At 36.8% G+C, this 26,528-nt stretch carries 26 protein-coding genes; 20 read left to right on the forward strand and 6 right to left on the reverse strand.

The window, feature by feature from the left end; genetic code table 11:
- The first annotated feature begins 56 nt into the window (after positions 1 to 56).
- The 7 genes from J3U00_RS04545 (at position 57) to ruvC (ending at position 5,536) form a co-directional block, all read left to right on the forward strand.
- Positions 57 to 284 (forward strand): YhdT family protein, encoded by a 228-nt coding sequence (locus J3U00_RS04545; RefSeq protein ID WP_267331712.1) that lies wholly within the window; start codon positions 57 to 59, stop codon positions 282 to 284.
- Positions 285 to 294: 10 nt separating this feature from the next.
- Positions 295 to 1,746: a sodium/pantothenate symporter gene (panF, locus tag J3U00_RS04550; RefSeq protein ID WP_065563415.1), complete on the forward strand. Its 1,452-nt coding sequence runs from the start codon at positions 295 to 297 to the stop codon at positions 1,744 to 1,746.
- Positions 1,721 to 2,587, forward strand: a complete 867-nt coding sequence (gene prmA / locus J3U00_RS04555; protein WP_267330665.1) for a 50S ribosomal protein L11 methyltransferase — start codon at positions 1,721 to 1,723, stop codon at positions 2,585 to 2,587. The genes panF and prmA overlap by 26 nt, the downstream gene beginning before the upstream one ends.
- 36 nt (positions 2,588 to 2,623) lie before the next feature.
- Positions 2,624 to 3,622: a tRNA dihydrouridine synthase DusB gene (gene dusB, locus J3U00_RS04560; RefSeq protein WP_065563413.1), complete on the forward strand. Its 999-nt coding sequence runs from the start codon at positions 2,624 to 2,626 to the stop codon at positions 3,620 to 3,622.
- A 16-nt stretch (positions 3,623 to 3,638) separates the two neighbouring features.
- Entirely contained in the window at positions 3,639 to 3,935 is a 297-nt protein-coding gene (gene fis / locus J3U00_RS04565) for a DNA-binding transcriptional regulator Fis (RefSeq protein WP_034883623.1), read from the forward strand.
- 369 nt (positions 3,936 to 4,304) lie between these two features.
- Positions 4,305 to 5,048 (forward strand): YebC/PmpR family DNA-binding transcriptional regulator, encoded by a 744-nt coding sequence (locus J3U00_RS04570; RefSeq protein ID WP_034883630.1) that lies wholly within the window; start codon positions 4,305 to 4,307, stop codon positions 5,046 to 5,048.
- Positions 5,048 to 5,536 (forward strand): crossover junction endodeoxyribonuclease RuvC, encoded by a 489-nt coding sequence (gene ruvC / locus J3U00_RS04575; RefSeq protein ID WP_267331713.1) that lies wholly within the window; start codon positions 5,048 to 5,050, stop codon positions 5,534 to 5,536. Before J3U00_RS04570 ends, ruvC begins: the two co-directional genes overlap by 1 nt.
- A 175-nt stretch (positions 5,537 to 5,711) precedes the next feature.
- On the opposite strand, the gene J3U00_RS04580 is transcribed toward ruvC, so the two are convergent.
- Together J3U00_RS04580 and J3U00_RS04585 are read right to left on the reverse strand one after the other, a co-directional pair.
- Entirely contained in the window at positions 5,712 to 8,924 is a 3,213-nt protein-coding gene (locus J3U00_RS04580) for an efflux RND transporter permease subunit (protein ID WP_267331714.1), read from the reverse strand.
- 13 nt (positions 8,925 to 8,937) lie between these two features.
- The gene (locus J3U00_RS04585; RefSeq protein WP_267331715.1) at positions 8,938 to 10,128 is read right to left on the reverse strand and encodes an efflux RND transporter periplasmic adaptor subunit; all 1,191 of its coding nucleotides are present in this window, start codon (positions 10,126 to 10,128) and stop codon (positions 8,938 to 8,940) included.
- 376 nt (positions 10,129 to 10,504) lie between these two features.
- On the opposite strand from J3U00_RS04585, the gene zipA reads away from it, so the two are divergent.
- The 4 genes from zipA to J3U00_RS04605 all read left to right on the forward strand — a co-directional run bounded on the left by zipA (position 10,505) and on the right by J3U00_RS04605 (position 14,432).
- Positions 10,505 to 11,416 carry a cell division protein ZipA gene (zipA, locus tag J3U00_RS04590; RefSeq protein ID WP_416379887.1) on the forward strand — a complete coding sequence of 304 codons (912 nt, stop codon included), beginning with the start codon at positions 10,505 to 10,507 and terminating at the stop codon, positions 11,414 to 11,416.
- 168 nt (positions 11,417 to 11,584) lie between these two features.
- Positions 11,585 to 13,651 (forward strand): NAD-dependent DNA ligase LigA, encoded by a 2,067-nt coding sequence (ligA, locus tag J3U00_RS04595; RefSeq protein ID WP_267331717.1) that lies wholly within the window; start codon positions 11,585 to 11,587, stop codon positions 13,649 to 13,651.
- A 67-nt stretch (positions 13,652 to 13,718) separates the two neighbouring features.
- The gene (gene luxS, locus J3U00_RS04600; protein ID WP_065563407.1) at positions 13,719 to 14,234 is read left to right on the forward strand and encodes an S-ribosylhomocysteine lyase; all 516 of its coding nucleotides are present in this window, start codon (positions 13,719 to 13,721) and stop codon (positions 14,232 to 14,234) included.
- Positions 14,235 to 14,243: 9 nt separating this feature from the next.
- Positions 14,244 to 14,432 carry a 2-hydroxymuconate tautomerase gene (locus J3U00_RS04605; protein ID WP_267331718.1) on the forward strand — a complete coding sequence of 63 codons (189 nt, stop codon included), beginning with the start codon at positions 14,244 to 14,246 and terminating at the stop codon, positions 14,430 to 14,432.
- Positions 14,433 to 14,506: 74 nt separating this feature from the next.
- Here the strand turns inward: J3U00_RS04605 and ribA are convergent, their stop codons facing one another.
- Positions 14,507 to 15,106, reverse strand: coding sequence for a GTP cyclohydrolase II (ribA, locus tag J3U00_RS04610; RefSeq protein WP_065733785.1), 600 nt, complete (start codon positions 15,104 to 15,106; stop codon positions 14,507 to 14,509).
- A 102-nt stretch (positions 15,107 to 15,208) separates the two neighbouring features.
- On the opposite strand from ribA, the gene J3U00_RS04615 reads away from it, so the two are divergent.
- The 6 genes from J3U00_RS04615 to J3U00_RS04640 all read left to right on the forward strand — a co-directional run bounded on the left by J3U00_RS04615 (position 15,209) and on the right by J3U00_RS04640 (position 20,879).
- Positions 15,209 to 15,922, forward strand: coding sequence for a phosphatase PAP2 family protein (locus tag J3U00_RS04615; protein WP_267331719.1), 714 nt, complete (start codon positions 15,209 to 15,211; stop codon positions 15,920 to 15,922).
- Positions 15,923 to 15,996: 74 nt separating this feature from the next.
- Positions 15,997 to 16,293: a LapA family protein gene (locus J3U00_RS04620; protein WP_267331720.1), complete on the forward strand. Its 297-nt coding sequence runs from the start codon at positions 15,997 to 15,999 to the stop codon at positions 16,291 to 16,293.
- Positions 16,294 to 16,299: 6 nt separating this feature from the next.
- On the forward strand, positions 16,300 to 17,478 hold the full coding sequence (gene lapB / locus J3U00_RS04625; RefSeq protein WP_065733783.1) for a lipopolysaccharide assembly protein LapB: 1,179 nt from the start codon (positions 16,300 to 16,302) through the stop codon (positions 17,476 to 17,478).
- Positions 17,479 to 17,490: 12 nt separating this feature from the next.
- Positions 17,491 to 18,273, forward strand: a complete 783-nt coding sequence (locus J3U00_RS04630; RefSeq protein WP_267331721.1) for a YchF/TatD family DNA exonuclease — start codon at positions 17,491 to 17,493, stop codon at positions 18,271 to 18,273.
- Positions 18,266 to 19,378 carry a cupin domain-containing protein gene (locus J3U00_RS04635; RefSeq protein WP_267331722.1) on the forward strand — a complete coding sequence of 371 codons (1,113 nt, stop codon included), beginning with the start codon at positions 18,266 to 18,268 and terminating at the stop codon, positions 19,376 to 19,378. The genes J3U00_RS04630 and J3U00_RS04635 overlap by 8 nt, the downstream gene beginning before the upstream one ends.
- Before the next feature lie 265 nt (positions 19,379 to 19,643).
- Complete coding sequence (locus J3U00_RS04640) at positions 19,644 to 20,879, forward strand: MFS transporter (protein ID WP_065563400.1); 1,236 nt, start codon at positions 19,644 to 19,646, stop codon at positions 20,877 to 20,879.
- 54 nt (positions 20,880 to 20,933) lie between these two features.
- Here J3U00_RS04640 and J3U00_RS04645 read toward each other — a convergent pair whose 3' ends face one another.
- From J3U00_RS04645 to J3U00_RS04655, 3 genes are all read right to left on the reverse strand, one after another.
- Positions 20,934 to 21,809 (reverse strand): SDR family oxidoreductase, encoded by an 876-nt coding sequence (locus J3U00_RS04645; RefSeq protein ID WP_220225784.1) that lies wholly within the window; start codon positions 21,807 to 21,809, stop codon positions 20,934 to 20,936.
- A gap of 296 nt (positions 21,810 to 22,105) precedes the next feature.
- The gene (locus J3U00_RS04650; protein WP_267331723.1) at positions 22,106 to 22,612 is read right to left on the reverse strand and encodes a hypothetical protein; all 507 of its coding nucleotides are present in this window, start codon (positions 22,610 to 22,612) and stop codon (positions 22,106 to 22,108) included.
- 28 nt (positions 22,613 to 22,640) lie between these two features.
- Positions 22,641 to 23,084: a hypothetical protein gene (locus tag J3U00_RS04655; RefSeq protein ID WP_267331724.1), complete on the reverse strand. Its 444-nt coding sequence runs from the start codon at positions 23,082 to 23,084 to the stop codon at positions 22,641 to 22,643.
- 449 nt (positions 23,085 to 23,533) lie between these two features.
- On the opposite strand from J3U00_RS04655, the gene ilvG reads away from it, so the two are divergent.
- From ilvG to J3U00_RS04670, 3 genes are all read left to right on the forward strand, one after another.
- Entirely contained in the window at positions 23,534 to 25,210 is a 1,677-nt protein-coding gene (gene ilvG, locus J3U00_RS04660) for an acetolactate synthase 2 catalytic subunit (RefSeq protein WP_267331725.1), read from the forward strand.
- Positions 25,211 to 25,213: 3 nt separating this feature from the next.
- Positions 25,214 to 25,444: an acetolactate synthase 2 small subunit gene (ilvM, locus tag J3U00_RS04665; RefSeq protein WP_065563395.1), complete on the forward strand. Its 231-nt coding sequence runs from the start codon at positions 25,214 to 25,216 to the stop codon at positions 25,442 to 25,444.
- 141 nt (positions 25,445 to 25,585) lie between these two features.
- On the forward strand, positions 25,586 to 26,515 hold the full coding sequence (locus J3U00_RS04670; protein ID WP_065563394.1) for a branched-chain amino acid transaminase: 930 nt from the start codon (positions 25,586 to 25,588) through the stop codon (positions 26,513 to 26,515).
- Positions 26,516 to 26,528: the final 13 nt, after the last annotated feature.

Raw genomic sequence — 26,528 nt, forward strand, 5'->3', positions numbered from 1 at the left:
GTTAAACACTTTCTTTTACTCTAAGTCCCCCCAAATTAATTAACCATTTATTTAATATGGATACTCGTTACAAGCAGGCTAATAAAGAAGCAAAGCTTTCATTGTTACTTACTCTTATCTATTTCGCTGCATGGGTAATTAGCGCTTATAGTTTAAAAGATCAAAAAGGTTTCATAGGTTTACCATTATGGTTTGAGCTGTCATGTATAATGGTACCATTCGGTTTTATCTTGTTATGTTGTATTGTGGTAAAAAAACAATTCAAAAATATTCCATTAGAATAGGCCATTAAGCGTGCAATTAGATATTATTCTTCCTCTTATTATTTACCTTATATTTGTATTTGCGTTATCAATTTACGCTTATATAAAAAGAAAGAAAGTAAACCAATTTACTGACTATTTTATTGGTAATCGCACCATGGGCGGTTTTTTACTGGCGATGACCTTGGCTGCAACTTATATTAGTGCTAGTTCATTCATCGGTGGGCCAGGGGCTGCTTATAAATATGGACTTGGCTGGGTGCTTTTATCAATGATCCAAGTCCCTACTGTATTACTTTCACTGGGCATTTTAGGTAAAAAGTTTGCTATTTTAGCTCGTAAATACAATGCAATAACGCTTAGTGATATGCTCTATTCTCATTATAAAAGTAAAATGATTGTATGGTTTGCAAGTATCGCTTTAATTACTGCTTTTGTTGGTGCGATGACAGTACAATTTGTAGGAGGAGCACGTTTATTAGAATCATCTGTCGGTATTCCTTATGACAATGGATTAATTATTTTTGGATTCGGCACAGTAATATATACGGCTTTTGGTGGTTTTAGAGCCAGCATTTTAAATGATGCTTTCCAAGGCTTAGTTATGATAATCGGTGCCATTTTACTTTTAGTCGCAATTATTTACGCTGGTGGTGGGATTACAAATATTATTGACCGTTTATATACAATCGATCCGGCTTTATTAACACCACAAGGACCAAATAATTTTATGGACTTCCCTTTTATGGCTTCTTTTTGGGTTTTAGTCTGCTTTGGTGTTGTTGGTTTACCACATACTGCTGTTCGTTGCATGGCCTATAAAGATAGTAAAGCGGTTCACCAAGGTATTATTATTGGTACTATAGTTGTAACAATTATCATGTTAACTATGCATTTATCTGGAGCACTCGGTCGTGCGATAGTGAGTGATTTAACGATTCCGGATCAAATTGTACCCACATTAATTATAAAAGTTATGCCTCCTTTGGCTGCAGGAATCTTTTTGGCTGCGCCACTTTCAGCTATAATGTCCACAATTAATGCCCAACTACTACAAGTATCATCGGTTATTATTAAAGATCTATTCCTAACGATAAGACCAAATACCAAATTTAGTGATAAAATGCTAACTCGATTATCAGTTACCATTACCTATTTCTTTGGTGGATTATTGATATTAGCCGCATGGAAACCACCCGAAATGATCATCTGGCTTAATTTACTAGCATTTGGTGGGCTTGAAGCAGTATTTTTATGGCCATTAGTACTCGGATTATACTGGAAAAAAGCGAATGCAACAGGGGCACTTTGCTCAATGTTAGCTGGTGCAATAAGCTATACTCTTCTCGCTGTTTATAACATTAAGATTTATGCTTTCCATCCAATCATACCATCGTTACTGATCGGATTAGTTGTATTTATTATTGCCAACCTATTTGGCCAAACAGGAAAAAACTATGCCTTGGATTCAACTCAGAATTAACACTACTAATGAATTAGCTGAACAAATCAGCGAGCAACTAGAAGAATCAGGTGCTGTATCAGTCACTTTTCAAGATACTTATGATAACCCTGTTTTTGAACCGTTACCTGGTGAAACGAAACTTTGGGGAAACACCGACGTAGTTGGACTTTATGACGCTCAAATAGATATTGATGAATTAAAAGCGATACTAAATCTAGACCAATATTCCTATAAAATTGAACAGCTAGAAGATAAAGATTGGGAAAGAGAGTGGATGGATAACTTTCATCCAATGCAATTTGGTAAAAGATTATGGATATGCCCTAGCTGGCGAGACATTCCTGATCCTAATGCAGTCAACGTAATGTTAGATCCTGGTCTAGCATTTGGAACGGGGACCCACCCGACAACAGCATTATGTTTAACTTGGTTAGATAGTCTAGATCTAAACAACAAGATAGTGATTGATTATGGTTGCGGTTCAGGTATTTTAGCCATTGCTGCATTAAAATTAGGTGCTAAGCGAGTCATTGGAGTAGATATTGATCCTCAAGCGATCCAAGCAAGTCGTGACAATGCTGAGCGAAATAATGTTAGTGAAAAAATTGAACTATATTTAGCAAAAGATCTTCCTAATAATTTACAAGCAGATGTTGTTGTCGCAAACATATTAGCTGGCCCTTTAAAAGAACTTGAACCACAGATCAATAACCTTGTAAAAACTAATGGAAAACTAGGATTATCAGGTATTTTAGCCACTCAATCTCAAAGTGTATATGAAGCATATCAGACTCATTTTGAACTTGATCCTATTATTGAGCAAGAAGAGTGGTGCCGAATTACTGGTAAAAAAAAGTAAAAATGTGACATTACCCCCTTTTAACTTAGAGGAAAAATGCGTAATATAGCCGACCTTAATTTGCTTAGCATTGGCAAGGTCACATTAAAAAACAATTTAATTGCGGCCCCTATGGCAGGAATAAGCGATAAACCATTTAGAAATTTATGTCATCGCTTTGGTGCAGGAATGACTATTTCTGAAATGTTTTTAGCTAATTCAGATGTTTGGCATACTGACAAATCAGCATTAAGAATGATTTCAACTGATGATGTAGGTATACGTGCAGTCCAAATTGTTGGCTCAGATCCAGATGAAATGGCTAGAGCTGCTGAATTTAATGTCAAACATGGTGCTCAATTAATTGATATTAATATGGGATGCCCTGCTAAAAAAGTAAATAAAAAATTAGCTGGTTCTGCATTAATGCAGCATCCAGATCTAATAAAAAATATTTTGCAAAAAGTTGTTGGCTCAGTTGATGTGCCAGTAACACTAAAAACTCGGACTGGATGGGATAAAAATAATAGAAATTGCATTGAAATCGCACAAATTGCGCAGGATTGTGGCATAAAGGCTATTACTATTCATGGGCGAAGTCGTGCATGCTTATTCAATGGAGAAGTCGAATATGACTCCATAAAAGCAGTGAAAGAAAAGGTAACGATTCCGGTAATTGCAAATGGTGATATTTGTACACCAGAACAAGCAAAAGATGTTTTCAAATATACGCAAGCTGATGGTATAATGATCGGCCGAGCGGCACAGGGGCGACCTTGGATATTTGAAGAAATTGCATTCTATTTAGCACACGGACAGTTAAAAAAAAATAAAACAATTGATGAAGTCGAACAAATTGTATTAACACACCTTGAAGATCTTTATCAATTTTATGGAGAATACAAAGGATTAAGGATTGCCAGAAAGCATGTAAATTGGTATACCAAGAGTTATGCTGATAGTGATCAATTCAGGCGCTTATTTAGTGTACTTAGCAATACAAGTGAGCAAGTAAAAACACTAAAAGCATTTTTTAGTCAAATTAGAAACAAATAAAAGAGTTAAAAATACTATGTCAGAACAACGCGTTACAGCTGCAGCACTTAAATTTACAACTGTAAACTCTCAAGACCAAATAACACAAAAGCCTTTACGAGATTCGGTAAAACAAGCTTTAAAAAACTATTTATCACAATTAAATGGTGAAGATCCTACTGATCTATACGAATTAGTGTTAGCTGAAGTTGAACACCCATTCCTTGATATGGTTATGCAATATACTCGTGGCAATCAAACTCGAGCAGCAAATATGCTTGGTATCAACCGTGGTACTTTACGCAAAAAATTAAAACAATATGGAATGAGTTAGTAAAAATTTTAAACCATATTATTTAATAGATTAAAAGCGCTGATTGATAGGGCGCTTTTTTTATTTTTTACTAACTAAAAATTTATTCAAGCCTAAGAGCACTAAACAAGTGTTGCACAAAGCTTATATAGCGATTTTTTAATTATCAATACAATTTAACGTTATATACCTATAAGAACTATTCTTTTTAAACTTTCAGCAATAAATAAGAGCAATGTTGTATATCCACATACTCAACTTTTATTGAAATGACTCTAATAAAAACTTTATTATTAACAGCAGAAAAGGAATAAAGAGATTGATAATGAACTTTAGCTAAAAGTTTGTTAAAATAGCTCGATTTTTAAATTATTTAATCTGGAGAATTTTATGGCAGGTCATAGTAAATGGGCCAATACCAAACATCGCAAAGCAGCTCAAGATGCTAAGCGCGGTAAAATCTTTACCAAAATTATTCGCGAACTTGTAACAGCAGCAAAACTTGGTGGTGGCGATCCAGCGTCTAACCCTCGTCTACGAGCTGCTATGGACAAAGCATTATCTAACAACATGACTCGAGATACCATGAACAGAGCAATTGCTCGTGGTGTTGGTGGTGAAGATGATACTAATATGGAAACTATCATCTATGAAGGTTATGGACCAGCAGGTACTGCAGTAATGGTAGAATGCTTAAGTGATAATCGAAACCGCACGGTATCAGAAGTTCGTCATGCTTTTACTAAAACGGGTGGAAACCTAGGTACTGATGGTTCTGTATCTTACTTATTCACCAAAAAAGGCGTTATCTCATATCCAACTGGAACTGACGAAGATCAAGTCATGGATGCTGCGCTTGAAGCTGGTGCTGATGATGTTGTGACGTATGACGATGGTGCTATTGATGTATTTACAACACCTGAATCATTCGGTGAAGTTAAAGATGCACTAGATGCTGCAGGCTTAGTCGCTGAATCCGCTGAAGTTTCAATGATTCCAGCCACTAAAGTTGACTTGGATATTGATTCTGCACCAAAACTACTACGTCTTATTGACATGCTTGAAGATTGTGATGATGTTCAAGAAGTTTATCATAACGGAGAAGTTTCAGACGAAGTTGCAGCAGCACTCTAATGACTATCATTCTGGGGATTGACCCAGGTTCTCGTTTGACGGGTTACGGTGTAATTCGCCAAACGGGACGACAACTAACCTATCTTGGCAGTGGTTGTATCCGTACTGCAGTTGATGACTTACCAACGCGTTTAAAACGTGTCTACGCCGGAGTAAGCGAAATCATCCTCCAATTCCAACCTGACATGTTTGCTATTGAACAAGTGTTTATGGCTCATAATGCCGATTCTGCGCTAAAATTAGGTCAAGCACGAGGTTCTGCCATTGTTGCAGCGGTTAATAATGATTTACCCGTTTTTGAATATGCCGCACGATTAGTTAAGCAAAGCGTAGTTGGAACAGGAGCAGCGGATAAAAAGCAAGTACAGCACATGGTTAAGTTATTACTTAAATTACCGGCAAGCCCTCAAGCAGATGCCGCTGATGCGCTCGCAATCGCGATTACCCATGCGCATATGGCCCAACACTTAGTTAAATCACATCGATAAAGTCTAATCTTTAAAAAAAATCACATCAATATCTGGTTTATATCACTCAAAAACCCCGTTCCTCAACGCAAAATTTAACTGAATACAAACTCAATTATCGTTTAAAAGATTAATTCCAAAAAGCACATAAAAAAAGCACCAAGATTATTGGTGCTTTTTAAATCGAACCTATTGGTTATTTATTTTCTGTGTTGCCTGTAAAGTTAGTTGGCAATACGACTTTATTCTTATGTTTAGTAAATAATTTAGTTACAAATAAGAAGAATAGCGGAACATAGAATATCGCCAAGAATGTTGCTGTCAACATACCGCCGATTACCCCTGTACCTACCGCATTCTGACTTACAGAACCTGCACCACTACTTGTTGCTAATGGATACACACCAAGAATGAAAGCAAATGAAGTCATTAAGATTGGACGTAAACGTAGACGACAAGCTTCTAACGTTGCATCGATTAATGATTTACCTTCTTTTTCGAGTGCATCTTTAGCAAATTCCACAATCAAAATAGCATTCTTAGCCGATAAGCCCATCGTAGTTAAAAGTCCAACAATAAAGTAAATATCGTTATCAAGACCTCTAAACATCGTCGCATATACGGTACCGATAATACCTAATGGGATCACAAATAGGATCGAAATAGGCACTGTCCAGCTTTCATATAAAGCTGCTAACGACAAGAACACCACAATGATTGAAATATAATAAAGTGTTGTAGTTTGAGAACCTGTTTGACGTTCTTGATAAGAAATATCTGTCCAGTCAAATGAGAAGCCCTTAGGTAAGTTTTTAGATAATTCTTCCATAGTCGCCATAGCCTGACCAGAACTCAACCCAGGGGCTGCCGAACCACTAATACCCATTGCTGCTACACCATCATAACGAACAAGTGATGGTGAGCCATAACTTTTCGTTGTGGTTGCAAAAGCATCGTAAGGTACCATTTCACCTTTTTGATTTTTTACATGCCAGAAACTAAAATCATCAGGAAGCATTCGATAAGCCGCATCAGATTGTAAATAAACCTTTTTAACACGGTTGTTATAAACAAAGTCATCAATATAAGCTGAACCTAATGCAGTTGAAAGCACGGTATTAACACTACTTACCGCAACACCAAGCGCTTGAGCCGTTTCGAAATCCACATTAATTTTATACTGTGGAACATCTAACATACTACCAGGACGAACTTGTTGTAAGTTAGGATTTTGAGAAGCTTGTCTCAATAGTTGGAAAAATGCGCCCATCAATGCATCATGTCCAAGGCCAGAGGTATCTTTTAACATATATGAGAAACCATTAGCCATACCAAGTGACGGTACTGCTGGTACATTGGTAATAATGACACGACCTTCAGTTATTGTTGAAGCAAATCCCCAACCACTACCAACTAAGGCATCAACTTTTTGGTCTGGGCGAGTCCGCTCATCCCAATCTTTTAATCGAATAAAGCCAAGCCCCATATTTTGACCACGACCAACCATACTAAAACCAGCAACGGTAAAGATTTCCTTCACTGAGTCAGCCTTTTTCTCCATATAGAATTTAGAGGTTTTATTCAAAACGCCCATGGTTTGTTCTAATGTAGAACCGGGTGGTAATTCGACCATGACAATTAATACACCCTGATCTTCATTCGGTAAGAAGCCAGTTGGTAAGCGATTAAAGCCAAATATTAAAGCAACAACAATTAACGTATAGCAAATAAATGAAACGAGAGGATATCGAATAAATTTAATTACACCTTTTTCATAGGCATGTAAACTTTTGTTATATACATTATTAAATTTATTGAAGAACCATTTAGTACCAATTGAAAACCAGCTAAATGGAGGCACACTTTCTAATTTTTCGCCAATCGTAGCTTTCTTAATTTTGCTTTTTGACGGTGCTTTTAAAATTTGAGCACAAAGTGCTGGCGTTAACACAATTGCCATCACCACTGATAATGACATTGACGTTACAATAGTGATTGAAAATTGACGATAAATCCCCCCTGCTGCACCACCATAAAATGCCATTGGTACGAATACCGCTGAAAGTACCACGGCAATACCAACTAAAGCAGAAGTAATTTGTTCCATCGATTTAACGGTTGCATCATAAGGTGAAAGTCCTTCATCATGCATAATACGTTCAACGTTCTCAATAACCACAATGGCATCATCGACCAAAAGACCGATGGCCAGTACCATAGCAAACATGGATAACGTATTAATGGTAAATCCACAGATATATAGAACCGCAAACGTACCTAACAATACTACCGGTACGGTGATGGTTGGAATAAGTGTAGAACGCAGATTTTGTAAAAACACATACATAACGATAACAACCAAAATGATTGCTTCGATTAAGGTATGTACTACATTGTTGATCGATAATTTAACAAATGGTGTTGTATCATAAGGATACGCAAATTTAATATCCTCAGGAAAAATATGAGATAACTCTTCAATTTTTTTGTCAACTTTCTCAGATGTATCAAGTTGGTTAGCACCTGTTGCTAAATAAATACCTAAACCAGCTGATGGTTTACCATCATAACGAGAAAGGAAATTATAATCAGCTGCACCAATTTCAACTTTAGCTACATCTTTTAATAAAACATTTGAACCATCTGTATTAACACGAAGTAAAATATTTTGAAATTGCTCTGGTGTTTTTAAACGTGATTGAGCAGTAATGGTGGCATTAAGTTCTTGCCCTTCAGTGGCTGGTAAAGCACCTAATTGCCCTGCAGTAACCTGAGCATTTTGCGCTTGGATAGCACTAATAATTTCTTCAATCGACAGATTAAAATAATTAAGTTTATTTGGATCTAACCAAATACGCATTGCATATTCAGAACCAAATAACTGCGTATCACCTACCCCTTGTACACGACGAATCTGATCTTGTACAGTTGAATAAATAAAGTCAGCTATATCTGCCTGTGTTTTTTGAGGATTGGTTGAGTAGAAGCCGATAACTTTTAAGAAGTTGGTGTTATTTTTAGCAACCGAAACCCCATTTTTTTGAACACTTTCTGGTAAACGAGATTTAATACTTTCTACTTTATTTAATACCTGTACCTGCGCAAAATCAGGGCTAGTACCTGGTGCAAAAGTTAACGTAGTTTGTACCACACCTTGAGCACTACTGGTTGATTTCATATAAATCAAATTATCCAAACCAGTTAAGTTTTGCTCAATTAACTGCGTAACTGTATTTTCAATTGTTTGTGCATCAGCACCTGGATAAACCGCTGAAACCGTAACAGCAGGTGGTGCAATATCAGGATACTGTTCAACAGCAAGTAACTTAATACACAAAGCACCGCCCAGCATCATCATGATAGCAATTACCCATGCAAAAACAGGTCTATCAATAAAAAACTTAGCCATAATTAAATCTACCTTATTTCACGCTGTTTTTGATGAGACTATCTAACTGCTCTTGAGTCAGTTCAGCAGGCTTACCAACTGCAACCGCTTTCATAGCTGTTCCTGTTTCAACCCCAGTTAAATTAAGTAGGCCTGTTGTAATAACTTCTTCACCGATATTAATTCCACTAGTTACCACCCAATAACCACCTATACCGGTATAAATTTTAATATCTTGGCGATATTCAACTGCACCATCTGATTTTAAAATCTTAGCTGTATATTGGCCTTTTTGGTTACTAGTAATACCTTGTTGAGGCACTAACACTGCATTTTTAATAGTACCTAATGTCATTTGTGGTTTAACAAACATACCTGGTAAAATTTTACCTTCACTATTTGAAAATTGTGAACGCAGCGTAACAGTACCTGTAGTCTCATTAACTGTCATATCTGAAAATTTAATGCTACCTGATAATGCGTATTTAGAACCATCATTAAAAAACAGATCAACGTTATCACCTTTAGCGGGCTCATAAATAATATTTTCATCTTGAAGATATTTATTATAGCGAGTAGCTGCTTCAGTCATATCTACATAAATTGGATCAAGTTGTTGAACTAGTGCAAGTGGAGCAGCTTGTCCAGCAGAAACTAGCGCACCTTCAGTCACACTTGATTTACCAATATAACCATCAATTGGCGAATAAACTTTAGTATAATCTAAATTAACTTTAGCAGCATGTTCTGCTGCTTGAGCAACTAAAACACTTGCTTCAGCTTGTTTAGCATCAGCAGCAGCTTTATCATATTCTTGTTGGCTGATGGATTTAGTATTTAATAGCCCTGCATAACGTTTTAAAGTAAGTTGCGCAATATTAGCATTAGCTTTTGCACTTTCTACACTTGCCACCGCACTATCATAATTAGCTTGATAAATAGCAGGATCGATCTGATAAAGTGATTGCCCAGCTTTAACATTCGAACTTTCTTCAAATTCACGATTTAACACAATTCCACTAACTTGTGGGCGAATTTCAGCTATTTGCGATGCAACAACTCGTCCAGGTAAACTAATTTTAAGGGTATAATCTAAAGGTTGGACTTTAAAAACAGTTACCTTGGGTAATTGGCCATTAGCTGATTGGGATTGATTATTATCACAACCAGTTAATAACAATAGACCAGATAATGCCAGCGTAAGTAATAGCTTATTAAATCTCATATAAAAAAGACCTCGGTAACTTAATAATTATTTTTTAATAAAAAACAATGAAATCATTCAAAAGTGATCGGTGATTTTACAAAAAATATGCATTGATTGTAAGTATCTTAACACCTTAATAGCACAGAGTTCTAAAAATTTACTAAATTTAACCATAACGAAACAATAATAATAAAAAAATTAGGATTGATATTATGATTATTTGGAGAAATAAAGTAATATATGCGAATTGATTTTTAGTGCTGTAATAAGTGAGTATGGATTTAGCTTACGAATAAAAAGTAAAAAAATTTAATTGTGGTATTTTTTAATCCTTTTTTTTCAATTATATTATTGAATAATTTAAATCTATATTTAATTTAATTCTGAGATGGGTATTATGGATAATTTACGTACTGTTCTAATTGTTATTGCGTCCTTAGTCATTATTGCATTATTGATTCATGGGCTCTGGATCAATAAAAAAGAACGTTCTTCTTTATTTAAGTCAGGCAAAAAAGATAAATTCACACCAAATACTCAACAATTTGAAGACATCTACGGCGAAGAAGACGATGTAATATTACTCACGCCTAAAAATAAACAGGATGAAAGTAATAACCCAGTTGAGTCAGTAGTAGTTGAAGAAGAGAACGTTAAAGAAAACGTGAAAGAAGAAGAGGAAGAACATTTACCTCTTCAAGAAGATCTATTTTCAAATAATAATGATGAAGAAATTGACGATAAGGCTGGTAACGAGCCTACAATCAACTTTCAACAAGAAATTTTTGCTGAAGAACCTGAAACACCAAAGGTTAAAGAAGTCCAAAAAACGGCTCAATCAGTATCTGAAGAACAAAGCAATCAAAAACTAGATGTGGGTGAAGACAACCATACTGAAATTATTGTCTTAAACGTAACCGGTATAAATGGCAAATCATTACAAGGTGATGTACTGTTAGCTAGCATAATGCAATCAGGATTCCAATTTGGTGATATGCAAATTTTCCATCGCCATGTTGACCCTGCCGGCAATGGCCCAATTTTATTTAGTTTAGCTAACATGATTAGCCCAGGTTATTTAGATCCTGAAACCATGCACGAATTTACCACACCGGGTGTATCAATATTTATGGTTGCGCCAACTCATGGTAACAATCAACAAAACTTCAAACTTATGTTACAAACTGCGCAACGTATCGCTGACGATGTCAATGGTGTAGTACTTGATGATGAACATCACATGATGACACCACAAAAGATTGATAGTTATAAAGAACGCATTAAAAAAGCTTGTAACGAAATTTAATCATCAGAACTCTTTTTTTAAAACTATTCCACTAATGAACATTAGTGGAATAGCTAGTTTATGTTGGTTTACAAACTATATTTATCAACACCTATTGTACTAAATTTAGTTACGTACTATTTTATTGCTAATTCTAAAACTTTAGTTTTAATTTAAGAGTTAAAAATCATGCCAAATATAACTGAAAATTCAGTAAATCATTCTGAATCTCTACAAGAGGTAACAGAGCAGATAACTGCTTTACGCAATCTGATTAGACATCATGAATATTGTTATTATGTGCTTGATGCACCAGAAATTCCCGACGTAGAATATGATAAATTAATAAAACAACTCCAAAATCTAGAACACAATCACCCTGAACTCATCACATCCGACTCACCAACACAACGTGTAGGAGGCACACCTCTGTCACAATTTGACTCGGTAAAACATGAACTACCGATGCTATCACTTGATAATGTATTTGATGAATTAAGTTTTAACGCCTTTAATAAAAGGGTAAAAGATCGCTTACATCTCACTAGTAGCCAATCAGTTGAATACTGCTGTGAGTTAAAACTTGACGGGTTAGCGGTAAGTTTATTATACGAAAATGGACGATTCGTTCGAGCAGCAACGCGTGGCGATGGCACTACTGGTGAAGATATAACTTCAAATGTAAAAACCATAAGAACTATTCCACTGGTATTAAAAGGTGAAAACATACCTACTCGATTAGAGGTACGTGGCGAAGTCTTTATGACACACAAAGGTTTTGCCAAATTAAATGCAGATGCGGAAAAACGCAAGGAAAGAACATTTGCAAATCCTCGGAATGCCGCCGCAGGTTCATTAAGGCAATTAGATCCTAAAATCACCGCCAAAAGACCGCTCTCTTTTTTCTGTTATGGTGTTGGCATTAATGAGGGCGCAACTCTACCTGATAACCATTATGACCGTCTAATGCAATTTAAAGCTTGGGGTTTACCTGTTAGCGACAAAGTCCAGATTCGCCAAGGTGTCCAAGAAGCACTTGCCTACTTTCATGAAATTGGTGAGGAAAGAATGTCACTTGATTTTGATATTGACGGTGTAGTTATCAAAGTCAACAGTATTGCACAACAACAAGAGCTTGGTTTTGTTGCCCGTGCACCTCGTTGGGCCACAGCATTCAAATTTCCAGCGCAAGAAGAAGTAACACAGCTTAAAAAAGTCGACTTCCAAGTTGGTCGTACCGGTGCCATAACACCAGTAGCAAGACTAGAGCCGGTATCGGTAGCAGGGGTTATCGTCAGTAATGCAACACTCCACAACAGTGATGAAATTGAACGTTTAGGTATTCGAGAAGGTGATTATGTCACTGTACGCCGTGCAGGTGATGTGATTCCACAAATTGTTTCAGTCATCCAAGATCGGCGACCAGCTGGCACCAAAGAAATCATCTTCCCAACCCACTGCCCTATTTGTGGCTCCCTTATTGTTCGCGATGAAGGTGAAGCAATCTCTCGTTGTGCCGGTGGATTGATTTGCCCAGCACAGCGCAAAGAAGCCCTAAAACACTTCGTATCTCGCCGGGCAATGAACGTTGATGGACTCGGGGATAGAATAATCGAACAATTAGTAGACAAAGATTATGTCAAAACACCGGCTGATCTTTACAAGCTAACCTTACCAATTTTATGTTCATTAGACAAAGTTGGGCAAAAATTAGCCAACAACCTAATTAACGCATTAAATCAATCTAAAGACACGACCTTAAATCGATTTATATTCGCCCTCGGCATACCAAATGTTGGTGAAGTCACAGCTGAAAATTTAGTTAACCAATTTGGTAACTTACCAGCAATTGAAAATGCATCATTAGAGCAACTACAAACTATAAGTGATGTTGGTGAAGTAATCGCTGAAAGTATTATCGACTTTTTTCAAGAACCCCATAATCGTGATGTCATTGACCAACTAACCAGTCCGGAAATCGGTATACATTGGCCTGATGTCGAAGTACAACCATTAACAATTGACTCACCATTCTCGGGCAAAACCATTGTATTAACCGGAACATTATCACAATTAACCCGTGACGAAGCAAAAGACAAACTAAAAAAACTCGGTGCTAAAGTTACTGGAAGCGTTTCTAAAAAAACTGACTTAGTGATTGCGGGTGAATCAGCCGGTTCAAAGCTAACCAAAGCAGAAGAGCTAGGAATAAAAGTCATTGATGAACAAGAAATGTTAGATTTATTAAATCAATGAATAAAAAAGGTGGAATAAATCGAGCTAATTAATCAAAATAGCTTGATTATAAACTAAGGAGAACATTATGCCTTTATTAGACAGTTTTAAAGTCGATCATACTAAAATGAAAGCACCTTTTGTGCGAATAGCTAAAACCATGGCAACCCCTAAAGGTGATGACATAACTGTATTTGATCTTCGCTTTACCATTCCTAATAAAGCACTATTACCTGAAAAAGGGATTCATACATTAGAACACCTATTTGCTGGCTTTATGCGCGACCATTTAAACAGTGATAATGTCGAAATTATAGATATATCCCCAATGGGATGCCGTACTGGTTTTTATATGAGCTTAATTGGTAAACCTAACGAATCGTTGGTAGTTGATGCTTGGTTAAAATCTATGCATGATGTGCTAAATGTAAAATCACAATCAGAAATTCCAGAATTAAACGAATATCAATGTGGAACTTATACAATGCACTCATTAGAGGAAGCAAAAGCGATTGCTGAAAAAATCATACAATCCGGTATTGGTATTTGCCATAATCAAGACATCGCATTAACTGATGCACAACTTGCCACAATTAATCATTAGGAGATATTTATGCCAAATGTCGTTATTGACTTCTTAGAAGGACGCACCATCGAACAAAAACGTGAAATGGCTAAACGAATAACAGATGCAATTGTCGAAACACTCAAATGCAAACCTGAAGCAGTACAAATTATCATGCACGAAATCTCTAAAGACCAAATTGCCAACGGTGGAGTGCTTCGTTGCGATAAAGATTAATTAAACGATTAATCGCCCCAAAAAATCAACCTCAATATTAAATATTGAGGTTAAACAATTTAAAATATTAAAAACTAATGACGATGTAAATGCAACAAATGCCCTAACTTATTGGCTTTGGTTGCTAAATAATGCTCATTATTCGGGTTCTCCCCTACTTCTAAAGGAACGCGCTCGGTAACCTTAATTCCTGCTTGTTCAAGCACTTTAATCTTTTCAGGATTATTGGTTAACAGACGAATTTTTGACACCCCTAACAGCGTCAACATATCGGCACATAAAGTAAAATCACGCTCATCTGCCGCAAACCCTAATTGCTCATTTGCTTCAACCGTGTCTAAACCTTGATCTTGAAGGGCATAGGCTCTGATCTTATTTAATAACCCAATATTACGCCCTTCTTGGCGATGATAAATTAAAATCCCTTTACCTTCTTTAGCGATTTGTTTTAACGCGGCTTCTAACTGAAAACCACAATCACAACGCAAACTAAATAACGCATCACCGGTTAAACACTCTGAATGAACACGCGTCAAAATTGACGTTTCATCATTGATATCACCAAACACTAATGCCACATGATCCTTACCTGTTGCAATCTCTTCAAAACCAACAATGGTAAAACATCCCCATGGTGTTGGCAGTTTGGCTTGTGCAACATGTTTTAATTGCATTATTATCTCCAAATTTAGTAAACACATAGATAAGATTTTTTAAAAACAAATCGTGCTTCCATGTTAAAATAAATCAAATTTTATGCTTAATTGAGTTTTTAAATGGGGTTAGTAATAAAAAAAACAATAGCGGCATTAGTCTTATTTCTAATTATACCGTTATCTGTAATAGTCGTAAATTGGCATTGGCAACCGTCAGCACTTAATAATTCATCTGAATATTTTTTTTGGATAACCGAAACAGCAAGTTATCCTTGGGCAATAATCACATCAGGACTATTTTTTCTACTGTTCTGTCAACTATTGGCCAATAAAAAAAATATCTTAGTTATATTGTTAATTTTAGTCAGCGCAATGTTAGGTGGACAAATCATTAAAAGTTTAATCAAACAACAAACAGCTGAATCAAGACCATATGTTCTATGGTTAGCTAAAGAGTATCATTTTAGCGACAAACAATTTTATTCCCAAACAAGAGCTGAACGAAAAGCCAACATAGAACAACTACTAACTAATACAACTACAATACCATCTTGGTTGTCAAAACATTGGCAACAAGAAACAGGCTATGCTTTTCCATCTGGACATACATTATTTGCAGCAACATGGGCTTTTTTAGCAATAACATTACTTAGTTTTAGACGACATTTTATAATTGTGACCGCCATCGTAGTCTGGTCAACACTGATTGAAACAAGTCGGCTATTATTGGGTATGCATTCGGCTTATGACCTTATATTAGGCGTTGTTCTTGCTTGGTTAATTGCATTAATAAGCTGTTTTTATGCTAGAAAATGGAATATAGTAGTCAGATGATTTTATAAACAACAAATTTTACAAAAAAATTTTAGTTATTTAGAGATTTTTAATAAAATAAAAAGGTTAAAATTATGAAATTAGTGATATCAATTTTATTGATAATTCTTATTTTCGCCATATCGATAACAATAGGTTCAGCTAATAACCAATTAGTCACCTTCAACTATTTAATTGCTAAAACAGAAGTTAGGTTATCGGTATTACTTGCTATTTTATTTGGTTCAGGCTTTTTAGTTGGTTGGATATTAACTGGAATTTACTTCGTAAAATCAAAATTCCAACACTCATCAACAAAACGTAAACTAAATAAATTACAGAAAAAATATGATGAAAATACGCATCAAAATTTAACCAAATTAGAAAAATAGGTAATTATGTTTGAATTGTTATTTCTATTACTCCCCATAGCAGCCGGATACGGCTGGTACATGGGAGATAGAAATGCCAAACAAAAATATTTAAATGAATCTAACCGACTATCTCGAGAATATGTAGATGGTCTAAACTTTCTTTTGTCAAACCAAAAAGATAAGGCTGTTGACCTCTTCCTTGACATGTTAAAAGAAGATGAAGGCACACTTGAAGCCCATCTTACCTTAGGTAACTTATTCCGTTCACGAGGCGAAGTAGACCGTGCAATACGTATTCACCAAGCATTAATGGAAAGCGCCTCATTAACCTTTGAACAAAGACTATTAGCTATTCAACAGCTTGGCCGAGATTACATGGTGGCAGGTTTTTACGATCGCGCAGAAGAGATGTTTTTACAGCTAATCGACGAAGAAGACTTTCAACAACATGCCTTACAACAACTGCTAGTCATATATCAATCAACTAGCGAATGGAATAATGCAATTAACGCTGCCACCAGACTGGTCAAACTTGGTAATGTAAAATACAAAATCGAAATAGCCCAATTTTATTGTGAGCTTGCTGCCATCGCTATTGCTAATAATGATTTGGATCAAGCTTACACTTTACTAAAAAAATCAGCGGCTGCGGACGCTAATTGTGCACGAACATCATTAATGCTTGGGCGAGTATTTATGGCGCAAGATAAAGCTGAACAAGCAATCGAGTCTTTCCAACAAATATTAAATCAAGATAAAGCATTAATCGGTGAAGCGTTACCATTATTAAAAGCATGTTACGCAAAACTTAATCAACCTCAGCTATTTAAACAATTCCTCGAAATTTGTGTCAAACAAGATACTGGCAATGTTGCCGAATTGATGCTAGCCGACATTGTTGAAAAAGACAATGGACTCGATGCAGCGCAATATTACCTTTATCGTGAATTATTAAAACACCCAAATCTAAAAGGATTCTATCGCTTAATGGATTACCATGTTGCCGATGCTGAACAAGGAAAAGCCAAAGAGAGCTTATTACTACTTCGCAACATGGTTGGTGAACAAATAAAATCAGTTCCCAATTACCGTTGCCAAAAATGTGGATTTACGGTTAACACCCTCTATTGGCTATGTCCGAGCTGTCGCTCATGGTCAACCATAAAACCAGTTCGAGATTTCGAACATCATTCAGATAATTAAAAAGAGTAAAATATGTTTCTAATTGATTCGCACTGTCATCTAGACAGTTTGGACTATACAAACAAATCGATTGATAGCGTATTGCAAGAAGCACAAAACAACGAGGTAAAACATTGCCTAAGCGTGGCAACCACACTTTCAGGCTATGAATCGATGAAAACAATGCTCATGCCATACCAAAAACAGTGCTCATTTTCATGTGGAATTCACCCACTCAATTTGGATGATGAGCCCTACGATGCCGAACGTTTTGCTCGCCTTGCTCAAGAAGACAATGTTATCGCTTTAGGTGAAACAGGTTTGGATTATTACTACCAACAAGATAATATTGAATTGCAACAAGCCAACTTTATTGAACATATAAAATTAGGCAAGCAACTAAAAAAACCGATTATTGTTCACACTCGGAATGCCAAGCAAGACACCCTAAAACTCCTAAAAGAAGAGCAAGTTTATTCCGGTGTACTACATTGCTTTACTGAAGATATTGATACGGCCAAAGCCTTATTAGATATTGGCTTTTATATCTCATTTTCTGGCATCATTACCTTTAAAAATGCCGAACCGTTACGAGAAGTAGCAAGATATGTTCCATTAGATCGCATATTGATTGAAACTGATTCGCCTTATTTAGCCCCCGTTCCTTATCGCGGGAAAGAAAACCAACCCGCTTATGTTCGGGAAGTGGCTAATTACTTGGCGGCATTAAAAGGCGTATCTCTAGAAAAAATTGCAAAACAAACAACCACTAACTTTTGTCAATTATTTAATTTACAAGGGGCATTCAATGAGTAACAAATTAACTATCGATTGGGATGATTTTTTAACCAATTATTGGCAAAAAAAGCCGGTCATCTTGCGTGATGCTTTTAGCCACTTTATCGATCCAATCACCCCAGAAGAACTAGCTGGCCTTGCCATGGAAGAAGAAATTGAAAGCCGAATCGTTACTAACAAAAACGGCATATGGGACGCCGCCTACGGTCCATTTATCGATTATAGTCACCTAGGTCAAGACCATTGGAGCCTCCTTGTACAAGCAGTTGACCATTGGCATGAACAAGCAGCCACATTAGTTGAACCATTCAAATGTATTCCTCAATGGCAATTTGAAGACCTAATGATCTCCTATGCCACACAAGGTGCAGGCGTTGGACCTCATATTGATAATTATGATGTCTTTATTATCCAAGGCAAAGGTTGCCGTCGTTGGCAGGTTGGTGATCGTAATCCTAATTACAAACAGTTCAGTGCTCACAAAGCGCTACTGCATGTAGAAGATTATGAGCCAATTATTGATGAAGAAATCACTGCGGGTGATATTTTATATATTCCAATTGGCTTTCCACATAATGGGGTATCAATTGGAGAATCGCTCAGCTACTCCGTAGGATTTAGAACTCAAACATCACAAGAACTACTCAGTGGTTTTGCTGATTATGTGATTGATAACTTACCCAATGGCATCTTCTATCAAGACCCAGACTTAAAATTACCAAATGATCCTTATCGAATCCAACCATATGAATTAGAAAAACTACAAGGACAAATGATCGACCTTATCAAAAACCCAGACTTATTCAATGACTGGTTTGGTAAACACATCACTATTCCTATGCATGATCTCAACATCATCCCAGTTGATCCCTCATATGAGCTAGATGAATTTGAAGAAATCCTAAAATCTGGCGCTGAACTCTATCGTGTACCAAGTATACGTATTGTAAAAATAGAGGATACGGCTTATATCAACGGTAAAAAAATACCACTCCCCATGGAAACCATCGACCTATTATGTGAAACCGATGTACTTTACTACGAACAATTACAAGATGAACAAACCCTAAATGTCATGTTGAAATTTGTTAATCTTGGTTACTGGTATTTTGACGAAGAATAAATTTCGCTCAAAAACTATTGACTAAAAAAGTCATCGAAAAAACCACAAAATGGTGAAATTATCGGCTAATTTGTCTCAAAAATTAGATATTTATCAGAATTAGTCGAATAATTTCGCCAAAATAGAAATAAACAGAATAAAACCCACGAATTTCGGCTTTTCATTTGGATTTTTATCATTTTTAAGTATATACTTGCCCCCGTTTTGAATTCCCGCCTTCATTTAATAATAAATGCTTATCCATTATAAATAACTTGAGGTAAACATGAACACTAACGTAAACCAGGCCGAGCACGCTGAAAGTGAACAAACTACCCCCTATCAAAAACGAACCCTATTTGCATCAACAGTAGGTTATGCATTAGATGGCTTAGATATGATGATTTTAGGTGTATGTTTTAGCCTAATTGCCGTCACCTTCAACCTAACTAATGCTGACCTTGGCACCTTGACGTCAGGCACATTATTAGGGGCCGTATTAGGCGGAATCTTTTTTGGAATTCTTGCTGATAAATATGGACGAGTCAGAGTATTTTCATGGACAATCCTAATCTTCTCATTATTCACCGGTCTTTGTGCTATCTCACCTAATTATGAATGCTTCCTCATTTTTCGTTTTCTAAGTGGACTGGGTCTAGGTGGTGAATTTGGTATCGGCATGACGCTAGTTTCGGAAAGCTGGCCAAAGCACAAGCGCTCAAGGGCAACCTCAATTGTCGCACTAGGCTTCCAAGCCGGTATCATCCTTGCAACACTAACTGTCAATTTTATTGGTGAAGCACACGGATGGCGCTGGGCATTTGCGATGGGAGTATTACCAGCGCTATTTGTTGCTTGGACGCGTAAAGGACTTAAAGAGCCTGAAATCTGGCAAAATCTAAAAGACCAAAATAAAAACAAAATTGCCATAGGCAAACTATTTAAAAACCCGAGAATCACCGCAACAACTATCGGATTAACCATTGCCTGCGCAGTACAAAATTTTGGCTTTTATGGCATAATGGTTTGGATGCCAAACATGATCGCTTCTGAATATCACTTACCTTTCAAAAACACCATGTTTTGGACTATCTCAACAACTATCGGCATGTCATTAGGGATCTTAATTTTTGGTTGGTTATGTGACAAATTTGGACGCCGACCTTCATATATCGTATTTTTATTGATTTCCGCCGTATCAATCTGGTTCTACTTCCAACAAAAAGAGGTTGCCATTTTAATTTTATTTGGCTCAGTGATTGGCTTTTTTGTGAACGGCATGATGGGTGGATATGGTGCATTACTAGCTGAACACTACACGACTGATGCGCGCTCAAGTGCTGAAAACATTATTTTTAACGTCGGTCGTGGGATTGCTGGCGTATCGCAAGTACTGATTGCTTACTTAGCAACCATCTACTCAATCAGTTATGCATTAGCACTACTATCAGGCGCTTACTTATTATCCGCTGCCGCCTTTATATTCTTAATACCAGAAACCAAAGGCAAAGCATTAGAATAGCGATATATAAAAAAAGGGCTTAAAAAGCCCTTTCTAAATCATGTTTACCTCAAATTAATTGATATGCATACCGCCAGTAACACCATAAACTTCACCAGTGGTATAGCTTGACTCTTCCGATGCCAAATGCACATAAACACCCGCAAGTTCAACCGGTTGTCCTGCACGTTGTAATGGAGTCTGTTTACCAAACTCAGGAATCGCCTCGCTTGGCTGACCACCACAAATTTGTAACGGTGTCCAAACCGGACCTGGCGCCACACTATTTACCCGAATACCTTTACTACCTAATTGAGCAGATAAGCCACGAGTAAATGCAATAATCGCTGTCTTGGTTGAAGCATAATCCAACAAATTGCCACTTGGCTGATAAGCTTGCACAGAAGAAGTGGTAATAATCGTCGAGCCAGATTTTAAATAACCTAATGCCGCTTTGGTTACCCAAAATAGTGAAAACACATTAATTTCAAACGTTTTTTTGATTTGCTCAGTAGACAAATGCATAATATCTTCTACCGCAGTTTGCTTACCAGCTACCAAGGTTAAATTATCAAGTCCACCTAATTTTTTATGCGCTTCTTCAACTAATTTTTTACAAAATGACTCATCGCTTAAATCACCAGGGATAAGCACAGCCTTTCGACCCGCAGACTCAATGATTTTAGCCACATCTTCGGCATCTTTTTGTTCTGCTGGTAAATAATTAATTGCAACATCAGCACCTTCTCTTGCATACGCAATAGCTGCTGCGCGTCCAATACCTGAATCACCACCGGTCACCAACATTTTTAGACCTTCTAAACGTTGATGACCTTGATAACTTTCCTCACCACAATCTGGAACTGGTTTCATCTCATATTGCAAACCAGGAGGATTTTGTTTTTGTTTAGGAAATTTATCATGAAAATATTTTGGATTATGCTTACTCATATAATATTCTCCTAAGTTAAACATGCATTTAAATTCAAATTTAACATAATAGAATCAATTAATAATCACAAAATCCTATTGTCGAGTATATTTTATATCTTTAAAATACTTAATTAATTCAATTAATTATACTGTGAAAAACAAAAATCATTGATAACGAGAAAAATAACTTACTTGGATGGTTTAGCGAGGACAAAAACAACAAATGCTAAAACCATTATGGGTGAAAAATTAAACGCCAAACACAGTGTAACAAATAAATATACATTAAGCTAGCAATGCAGAATTAATGATAGCTATTTTTTGAAAGAACAATCAGTCGTAACATCCACAATAAGAATTCTTTTACCATCAATGTAATACGTATATTTAGCCCCCTCATTAAAATATTTCTTCATTTTACGTATTTGAGGTGAATCGGAACAATAAGATTCAACAATTGCCTTTTTAACCAATTCCCTATTATCGGGTAAAAGAAATTCGTTTGGAGTGATCCCATTAATTTCATATTGATAAACGATAACATTACCTTCAGCGTTAACATCGGATAAAGTTGTGTATTCATCTAAAGTGATGGGTAAGATTTTTTTAACTACGCTGATGGCTGCCTCTCTATAATAATCGGACTCATCAGTCTTATTATCGAAATCTAGGTCCTTTTTATCAGGATATTCATCGATGAGTTGTATTAATCTCTGGGTTTTTTCAGTACCAATAGTGTCCACAAGCTTATCAATCCCATCATTGCTATACTGTGAATACTCAAAACTTAATTGCAGCAATAAAAAAATAATTTTTATCATTCATCCACTCATCCATAACCAATAGAAGCTATTGCCGATTACCTTTTGTCTGACAATCGGCTGGCGTTAATTCAACCACAACAATCTCTTTATTATCAATAAAATAATGATAGTATGCCCCATCCGGGAACGCCGTTTTCAATTGTTGCATATCCTCCGTATTTTCACAATAAGCAGTAAAAAGTGCTTGGCGAATCGTATCAAGCGTACTGGGTAACAACATCGTATGCTCTGGCGTATTTTTAACATCATATTGATAATTGATGATATTACGATCCTTATCCTTCTCAACGCCAACCAAAGTCGTTAACTCATCAACCTCAATGGGTAAGGCTTTTTTCATAGGCTCAATCATCGAATTTTGTATTGCTGCAAGGGAATCATTTTCAACTGGAGTATTTTTTTTAGCATTATCACAACTTAACAGCAAAAAACTCACTACAAAAAACGCTAGCAATTTAAATATTTTCATAATGATATCTCACATAACGTAATAAATAGTAATTATGAATAAAGAGTTAAAAAATGCTCAAAGCAATTTAGGGAAGATGAAGAATAGTTATACACCAACCTTCATTAAAAAGCCAAAACAATCCTATCTAAATCATCAAAAACCCCGCTCCTCAACTTTTTTTAACGAGTATATAAATGAATTGATGATGCTTTTAAAAAAAACAACAAAAAAATTGTTGCACTTTTTTTTAAAACGAGTATTTTGGATGAATATTTTTAAAAAATTAACGAAATAATTACAAATGAACTTTTCACTCATCGTCGTCCTCATTAACATTAGCGTGGTCATTATTCCAACGCGGGGGCGTCTTTTGAGTTAAATATATGGTCATCATATTTCAAAACCCCCGCCACAAAAAAGCGGGGGTTTTTTTTTGAATAAATGGCTAAGCAAAAAGTGAGGAATCAATGTTAGGAACACAGTGGATTGTAAAAACCTTAAAAGAAAAAGGCATTACTACCGTTTTTGGATATCCTGGTGGTCAAATTATGCCTCTATACGATGCGCTTTATGATGGCGGAATTGAACACGTTCTTTGCCGTCACGAACAAGGCGCAGCCATGGCAGCCATTGGTTATGCCCGTGCCACCGGCAAAATTGGCGTTTGCATTGCCACATCAGGCCCCGGTGCAACCAATATAATTACCGGCCTTGCGGATGCATTAATTGATTCTGTACCAATTATCGCACTAACCGGCCAAGTTCCAACGACACTTATAGGCACTGATGCCTTCCAAGAAGTTGACGTTTTAGGATTATCTTTAGCGTGCACCAAACATAGTTATTTAATAGATGATGCCACCCAATTGCCAAATACCTTACAAGAGGCCTTCAACTTAGCCAATTCGGGCAGGCCGGGACCAATATTAATTGACATCCCGAAAGATATCCAGCTTGCCGACCATGATTACCAAACCTATTTAACGCCAACATCCATAAAAACGCCTTCTGATAATGCTCAACTCTACCCAATCTCACCTGATGAGATAAAACAAGCCAAACAAATGATCAGCCAAGCCAAAAAACCGATGCTCTATATTGGTGGCGGTGTTGGGCTTTCTGGTGCTATCAATGAACTACGCGAATTTATGACGCTAACCCAAATCCCTAGCGTATCGACCTTAAAAGGACTTGGCGTTGCTGACCTTAACAATCCTTATTACTTAGGACTTATCGGGATGCACGGCGCTAAAGCAGCTAACTTAGCCGTACAAGAGTGTGACCTACTGATCGCTTTAGGGGTTAGATTTGACGACCGCGTTACTGGCAAACTTAACGAATTTGCTAAACATGCAAAAGTGATCCATGTCGATATTGATCAGTCCGAAATCAACAAACTACGCCAAACCCATTTAGGTTTACAAGGTGATATTAAACACGTATTACCGATGCTTAACCAAACGGTCTCAATTGATGACTGGCATAACAAAATAAAACAACTGAAAGCCCAGCATCCAACACGTTATGATCATCCGGGTGACGCCATTTATGCGCCAGCACTGCTCAAACGCATTTCTGAGCGCAAACCAGCTAACACCGTCATCACCACCGACGTAGGTCAGCACCAAATGTGGACAGCGCAACACATGTCCTTTACCCACCCACAAAACTTTATTACCTCAAGTGGGCTTGGCACTATGGGCTTTGGATTACCAGCGGCAGTTGGCGCACAAATGTCTAGACCAAACGACATGGTAATTTGCGTATCGGGTGACGGCTCATTCATGATGAATGTACAAGAATTAACAACGATTAAACGCAAAAAATTACCCGTCAAAATCGTTCTTATTGATAACCAACGCCTAGGCATGGTAAGGCAATGGCAAGAGCTATTTTTTAATGAAAGATATAGTGAAACCAACTTATCAGATAACCCCGACTTTTTAATGCTAGCCAAAGCCTTTGATATACCAGGGCAAACCATCAGCAAAAAATCGGAAATCGAAGGCGCACTCGATAACCTATTCAATTCGAAAGGTGCTTATCTACTGCACGTATGTATCGATGAGCTAGAAAACGTATGGCCACTGGTACCACCGGGCGCGGCAAACGAAAACATGTTAGATAAAAGTAACAAGGAGTAAGTGATGAATCAAAAAGCGACACATCAATTTACCATAACTGCCAATGATAAATTGGGTTCACTTGAACGCATATTACGCGTTGTTCGCCACCGTGGAGGCCATATCGAACAGATGCAAATGCAATCAATTGACAATCAATTATTCACCTTGACACTGACATTAACAACCGAACGAACGCTATCGTCACTGCAAAACCAAATTACCAAATTGGAGGATGTGATAACGGTAGCGTAGTAAAGAACAAATAGATTCTTTTGTAAAAAAGACAAATTAAATTAATAAACTATAGCAGTTAAACAAAGTTATGTATAATGCACAAATTAATAAAAGCAAAATACATGCTTAATAAAAGTAAATTTAAGAGGAAAACAAAAAATGGGTACTACAGCAAAATCTGATTATATTTGGCTAAATGGCGAAATGGTTCCATGGGCTGATGCAAAAATACACGTAATGTCACACGCCCTACACTATGGAACTTCAGTATTTGAAGGTGTTCGTTGTTATGAAACTAACAACGGCCCAGCAATTTTTCGCCATAAAGAACACGCACAACGCTTACTAAACTCAGCCAAAATTTATCGTTTTCCTGTCCCTTATTCTCTTGAAGAGATCATGGAAGCAACTCGCCAAGTCATCAAAAAAAATAACCTAAAAAGTGCATACATTCGCCCATTAGTCTTTATTGGTGATGTGGGTATGGGCGTCATTCCTCCTGCTGGTTACAAAACTGATGTCATGATTGCAGCATTCCCATGGGGAGCCTACCTTGGTGAAGATGCGTTAGAACAAGGTATTGACGCAATGGTATCATCATGGAACCGTTTTGCACCAAACACTATCCCAGCAGCAGCTAAAGCGGGTGGTAACTACTTATCATCACTTCTTATCGGATCAGAAGCGCGAGCTAATGGCTTCCAAGAAGGCATCGCATTAGACGTAAACGGTCAGCTTTCTGAAGGTTCTGGCGAAAACTTATTTATCGTCAAAGATGGCATATTATTTACCCCATTACTATCATCATCAGCACTACCAGGCATCACACGTGATGCAATCATCAAGCTTGCACATGATCTAGGCATTGAAGTACGTGAACAAACTCTATCACGTGAATCACTCTATCTAGCTGATGAAGTATTTATGACTGGTACCGCTGCCGAAATCACACCAGTACGTAGTGTTGACCGAATCCAAGTTGGTATTGGTCGTTGTGGCCCAATCACGAAGAAAATCCAACAAACATTCTTCGGATTATTTAATGGCAAAACTGAAGACAAATACGGTTGGTTAGATCCAATTAAATAAAATAAATACACCG

Source organism: Gilliamella sp. B3127 (assembly GCF_026536935.1).
Taxonomy (GTDB): Bacteria; Pseudomonadota; Gammaproteobacteria; order Enterobacterales; family Orbaceae; genus Gilliamella; species Gilliamella apicola_E.